General features: G+C 34.4%; 8 protein-coding genes. 5 read left to right on the forward strand and 3 right to left on the reverse strand.

Going from position 1 to position 5152, the window contains the following annotated elements:
* Positions 1-158 precede the first annotated feature (158 nt).
* On the reverse strand, positions 159-506 hold the full coding sequence (locus tag ACY651_RS15635) for a hypothetical protein (protein WP_462254418.1): 348 nt from the start codon (positions 504-506) through the stop codon (positions 159-161).
* Positions 507-561: 55 nt separating this feature from the next.
* On the opposite strand from ACY651_RS15635, the gene ACY651_RS15640 reads away from it, so the two are divergent.
* From ACY651_RS15640 to ACY651_RS15660, 5 genes are all read left to right on the forward strand, one after another.
* A complete protein-coding gene (locus ACY651_RS15640) occupies positions 562-1062 on the forward strand; it encodes a hypothetical protein (RefSeq protein WP_462254420.1) in 501 nt (166 codons plus the stop codon).
* A gap of 13 nt (positions 1063-1075) precedes the next feature.
* Entirely contained in the window at positions 1076-1654 is a 579-nt protein-coding gene (rdgB, locus tag ACY651_RS15645; RefSeq protein WP_462254422.1) for an RdgB/HAM1 family non-canonical purine NTP pyrophosphatase, read from the forward strand.
* Positions 1655-1700: 46 nt separating this feature from the next.
* Positions 1701-2252, forward strand: a complete 552-nt coding sequence (locus ACY651_RS15650) for an RNA polymerase sigma factor (protein ID WP_462254424.1) — start codon at positions 1701-1703, stop codon at positions 2250-2252.
* A 24-nt stretch (positions 2253-2276) separates the two neighbouring features.
* Positions 2277-3269, forward strand: a complete 993-nt coding sequence (locus ACY651_RS15655) for a hypothetical protein (protein WP_462254426.1) — start codon at positions 2277-2279, stop codon at positions 3267-3269.
* Between the two features lie 182 nt (positions 3270-3451).
* The gene (locus ACY651_RS15660; protein WP_462254428.1) at positions 3452-3889 is read left to right on the forward strand and encodes an acyl-CoA thioesterase; all 438 of its coding nucleotides are present in this window, start codon (positions 3452-3454) and stop codon (positions 3887-3889) included.
* 12 nt (positions 3890-3901) lie between these two features.
* Here the strand turns inward: ACY651_RS15660 and ACY651_RS15665 are convergent, their stop codons facing one another.
* Positions 3902-4642 (reverse strand): shikimate dehydrogenase family protein, encoded by a 741-nt coding sequence (locus ACY651_RS15665; RefSeq protein WP_462254430.1) that lies wholly within the window; start codon positions 4640-4642, stop codon positions 3902-3904.
* A partial coding sequence (locus tag ACY651_RS15670; RefSeq protein ID WP_462254432.1) for a phosphosulfolactate synthase occupies positions 4642-5152 on the reverse strand: 511 nt, incomplete at its 5' end. The genes ACY651_RS15665 and ACY651_RS15670, both read right to left, overlap by 1 nt.

Raw genomic sequence — 5152 nt, forward strand, 5'->3', positions numbered from 1 at the left:
CTTTGCGCTGGTGGAATATAACAAACCCCACAATGGCAATAGCCAGTATAAGCATGCCGATAGTACCAATAATTAAAACAATATTCATGCTTGAAGAGAAATGGGTTTAGGTTATATACGTTCTGTTTTATTAGGATTGAAAAATAACGGGTTGGTATTTATTGATAGATTATTGTTTGCACTTGTGGCATTTCCATTCTTTCGGCAGAAATATTAAAGCGCTTAAAATTATCGTAAGGCCTGAAAATAAAAGCTTCCCCATCAGCATTTTTATAGGCTTTTATGCCTTCAAAAATAGCCTGACCATAATGCAATGCTGCCAAACTGGGGGCAAGCAATAAAGGCTGATAAGGTTTTATTTCTACATTTTTCCATTCACCATCTTCATAATCGGCTTCAAGCATGTGATCGGTAAAATATTTTCCAAAGGGAATATTCTCCAGATTAATATCTTTTAATTTACTATGCTCTGCTTTTGTAACAATTATATCTGCTGCTGCGGTCATATTCATTAATTTTACTGCAAAGAAACAAAAAAAACAGCGTACGAAACGGTCTTTTATGAGTTTAGATAATATTCAACTGCCAGCAATTGTTCTGCATGATTTGTTTAAGAATTCGTTGGTTGATTTAAATACAAACGAAACTGTAGCAACTATTGCAAAAGCAAACGGTATTGCAGTTTTAGGAAATAATCAAAAGCAAATTGCAATTATTGTTGCCGATGAAAAAACTTTGTATTTGCCTGATGATGAATTAAATTTTTTAATGGGCATTTTAGGTGCCTGTAAATTATCGATGGCTGATGTAGCATTGATAAATTTTGCCAAAACAAATGCACTTACTTATACCCAGGTTGAAGAAGAATTGAAAGCAGCAACAATATTGCTTTTTGGTGTGGACCCATCGCAACTGCAATTACCGTTACAGTTTCCGTATTATCAAATTCAAAAATTTAATAACCAGGTGTATCTTTCTGCGCCACCATTGCAAATGCTTGCAGCAGACAGGACAGAAAAAACAAAATTATGGAACTGCCTGAAACAGGTTTTTTCTATTTGATAAAAATAAAAAAATGGACACCCTGATATTTGCTACCAATAACCAGCATAAGGTTGATGAAATTAGATTGGCACTCGGCAGCCGTTTTAATATTATAACTTTAAAAGAAGCCGGAATAGATATTGACATACCTGAACCGCATAATACTTTAGAAGAAAATGCGTCGGAAAAATCGAAAGTAATTCATGATCTTACTAAAAAAAATTGTTTTAGTGAAGATACCGGCCTGGAAGTGGAAGCATTAAATGGCGAACCGGGAGTAAAAAGTGCAAGGTATGCTGGTGAAGGAAGATCGTTTGAAAATAATATTGAAAAATTATTGGTTAACTTAAAGCCGCATGAAAACAAAAATGCACGTTTTAGAACAGTTATCTCATTAATTTTAGATGATAAAGAATATCTTTTTGAAGGTATTTGCAAAGGCTCTATAACGGCAGGAAAAAAAGGAAGCAACGGTTTTGGCTACGATGCCGTCTTTGTACCTGACGAAAGTGAAAAAACATTTGCGGAAATGAGTATGGAGGAAAAATCTCAATACAGCCACCGCAAAAAAGCGCTGGAAAAATTAATTTTTTTTATAAGTTCCCGTTGAAGCTAATCGAAAAAATCATTTATTATTCAACAAAACCTATCTTATTTTGAGTAACGAAAGCAACCTATTGCTATCAGAAACCGACATAATTAAAGGATGCTTAGATAAAGACAGGAAGATGCAGGAAGTGCTCTACCATCGTTTTTCATCTAAAATGTATGCGGTTTGTTTAAGGTATTGTAAAGATGCAGAAGATGCCCAGGATCTTTTACAGGACGGCTTTATAAAAATTTTTAAAAACCTGGAAAAATTTCGTGGCGAGGGTTCGTTTGAAGGATGGATACGCAGGATTTTTGTAAACACATCTATTGAACATTTTAGAAAATCGGTTAAAAAATTTTCTGTTACAGATTCGCAGGAGGTAACTGTTGAAGACCCATCGTGGAATGCGCTGGATAACCTTGCCGAAAAGGATGTGATAAAAATGATTCAGGAACTTAGCCCCGGTTACAGGCAGGTATTTAACATGTATGTAATTGAAGGCTATGCCCATAAAGATATTGGAGAAATTTTAGGAATAAGTGAAGGCACCAGTAAATCGCAGTTAGCAAGGGCTAAAGCTATTTTAAAAAAGATGGTAGAAGAAAAATTAAAATAAATCTGACCTTAATAAAATTAAAAAATGTCCACCAATTGGTTAAATAAAATACTCAGCCACCAGGTAACACCTCCAGAAGGTGTGTGGGTGAATATTACCAACGAACTGGACAAAGAAAACGAAACAGCAGCAACAGATTTTAAAACAAAAATGCTTGCTTTTGAAACAACAGCACCGGATAAAGTTTTAGTAAATATTTTTAATACACTGGATGAGGAAGAAAAGCAATCATCAACTTCATTTGCAGAGCGTTTGTACAATTATAATGCAGAAGCCCCGGCTGATGCCTGGAAAAATATTGCCAGTGAATTAGATAAGAGCGAAACAAAAATAGTTCCGCTGCAAAATAATAAGAAAAACCAAAAAGTCATTTATTTTAGAATGGCCGCAGCAGCATCTGTTATTGCAATTATTGCAACCACCATTTGGTTGAGCAGTAATACTAAAGATGATGCAATTAATTCTACCGCTTCTTCTGTAACCCCACAAAGTCAGCAACCGAATACACCAGTTGCCGGCACAGAAAAAACAACCTTGCCTGCCTCTGATACTCAAGAAAAAAAATTGGCAAAAGAACAAACCGCTTACAACCCAGCTAAAAAAACAACACCGGCGCAAACACAAGAAGCGTTTGTTGCTGATTATGTAAAAGGTAATAAAGGTGAAGATTTAGCACAAGACCCTGCAATTGGTAACAAAGAAAAATTGCAAACCGCCAATGGAGAAACACCGATGGATATTGCATTAATGAATACCCCAAATACTTACATCAGTATTACCGGCCCCGATGGACAAACAATAAAAGTATCTTCTAAATTTTCTAATTTAATTGGTTATTTAACCGATAAAAATCCTGAGCTGCAGGAAAACCTTGATGTAATAATTAAAGAAAGTGCAAAGTGGAAAAATACTTTTGCCATATGGAGAGATAAGATGACCAATAATGTTGTAGCTCCATCACTTTCTAATTTTATGGACATTATGGAGCTGAGTAATGTTTTGGAAGAGAAAAAATAATTACCCGATCTACTATATAGGTTTTATAAATAACGGCTTCACCCTTAACGTGGAGCCTTATTTTTTTATTGCAAGTCATTGGTCATTGAGTCACTAGTCATTTTAAAAAACTGAGAAGAGTAATATCTTTTCTAAACAAGGGCATTTTTATAAAGCAGAGAATTTTATCTTTATCAAAAAAAATGGCAAGAGTAAAACTAATAATGCCTGAAAATAGAATAGCTGTAATTACTGTACCGGTAAGAATTAGTGATATAAATTATGGCAATCATTTAGGTAATGATGCTTTTGTATCAATCATTCATGAAGCAAGGATGCAATGGCTGATGCAACATGGCTTTACCGAATTAAATATTGAAGGCACAGGATTAATATTAGCTGACCTTGCTTTTGAATTTAAAAATGAATCGTTTTATGGCGATGCTGTTGAAATTACAATTGCAGTGGGAGAAATTTCGAAAGTAAGTTTTGAATTATATTATGAGCTTAGTACAAAAAGAAACAACAAAACAATTTTGCTTGCTTTGGCAAAAACAGGAATGGTGAGTTATGATTACACAGCAAAAAAAGTTATTGCAATTCCAGAGAAATTGAAAGAGATTTTGAATACATCAATTTGAAATTTTGAATTTTTAATTTTCTTCATTCCAAATACGCCAGCTTTCTTCCGCCTGTATCATCAGCATATCGTAACCGTTTTTAATTGCGGTGCCTTGCTCCTCCCCTTTTTTAAGAAATAAAGTTTTAGGAGGATTATACACCAGGTCGTATAAAAAATGTTGTGCCGTTAAATATTGATAAGGGATAGCCGGGCATTCATCTACATTAGGAAAAGTGCCTAATGGTGTAGTATTTATTATTAAAAGATGTTCTCTAATAATTTTTTCGTTTATATCAGCATAAGTCAAATCAGAACCATCATGTAATTTTCGGCTAACAACTTTGTATTGAATATTTAATTTGTTTAAAACAAACTTAACAGCTTCGGCGGCACCGCCATTACCTAAAATTAAAGCATGGGTATGATGGCTTTTTAATTGAGATAAAAGTGTTTCTTCAAAACCAATAACATCAGTGTTGAAACCAATAAATTTTCCATTTACAATTTTAACACAATTGCAGGCATGTAAATTTTGTGGCAGCTTTGTTGTATCATCAAGCAGCGAAAGAATTGATTGCTTGTGAGGAATTGTAATATTAAAGCCGTTTAAATCAGGATTTTGAATTAGTACATCCTTTAACCCATCTACAGATTTAATTGCAAAAATTTTGTAATTGCAATCATTGATACCCTCTGTTACAAATTTTTCAGTAAAATATTTTTGTGAAAAAGAATGCCCCAGCGGATATCCTATAATGCCGTACACCTTCATCAGGATGGCTTTTTATCTAAATACAAATGGAAAGTATCGCCACGCAAACCAATACGCATAGTTTCTAAAGGAATTACTTCATTTGGTGCAATATTGCCCAGGTTTACGTTACAGTCAATCAATTCTAAAAAGTATAATTGCTGTGCTTTTTGCGGTGCTTCCCAAATAATTTTTCCTTCGGGAATTTGTGTAAGTATTTCCTGTACCAATCCTTCTCTTACCTCGCCGGTGCCGCGGTAAATACCCACATTACCGGCTTCTCTTGCCTCTGCAATTACATAAGCAGAGCCTGCTTCCAGTTCGGCTTTCATTAATTCAATCCATTTATAAGGAGGCATAATATGTGCAGCATCTTTACTGCCCACTTCACTTAATACGGTAAAGTGTTTGGTTAATTTTTCTATGTAGCCACATTTTTCTGCATGCGGTATGGTTATAGAACCGTCACTAACTTCCACATAATTAATCCCAAATTCTTTACAAACATTTATAAAATCTTCAAACTGGTTT

Origin of the sequence: Ferruginibacter sp., from assembly GCF_031391665.1 — a bacterium.
Lineage (GTDB): Bacteria > Bacteroidota > Bacteroidia > Chitinophagales > Chitinophagaceae > Ferruginibacter.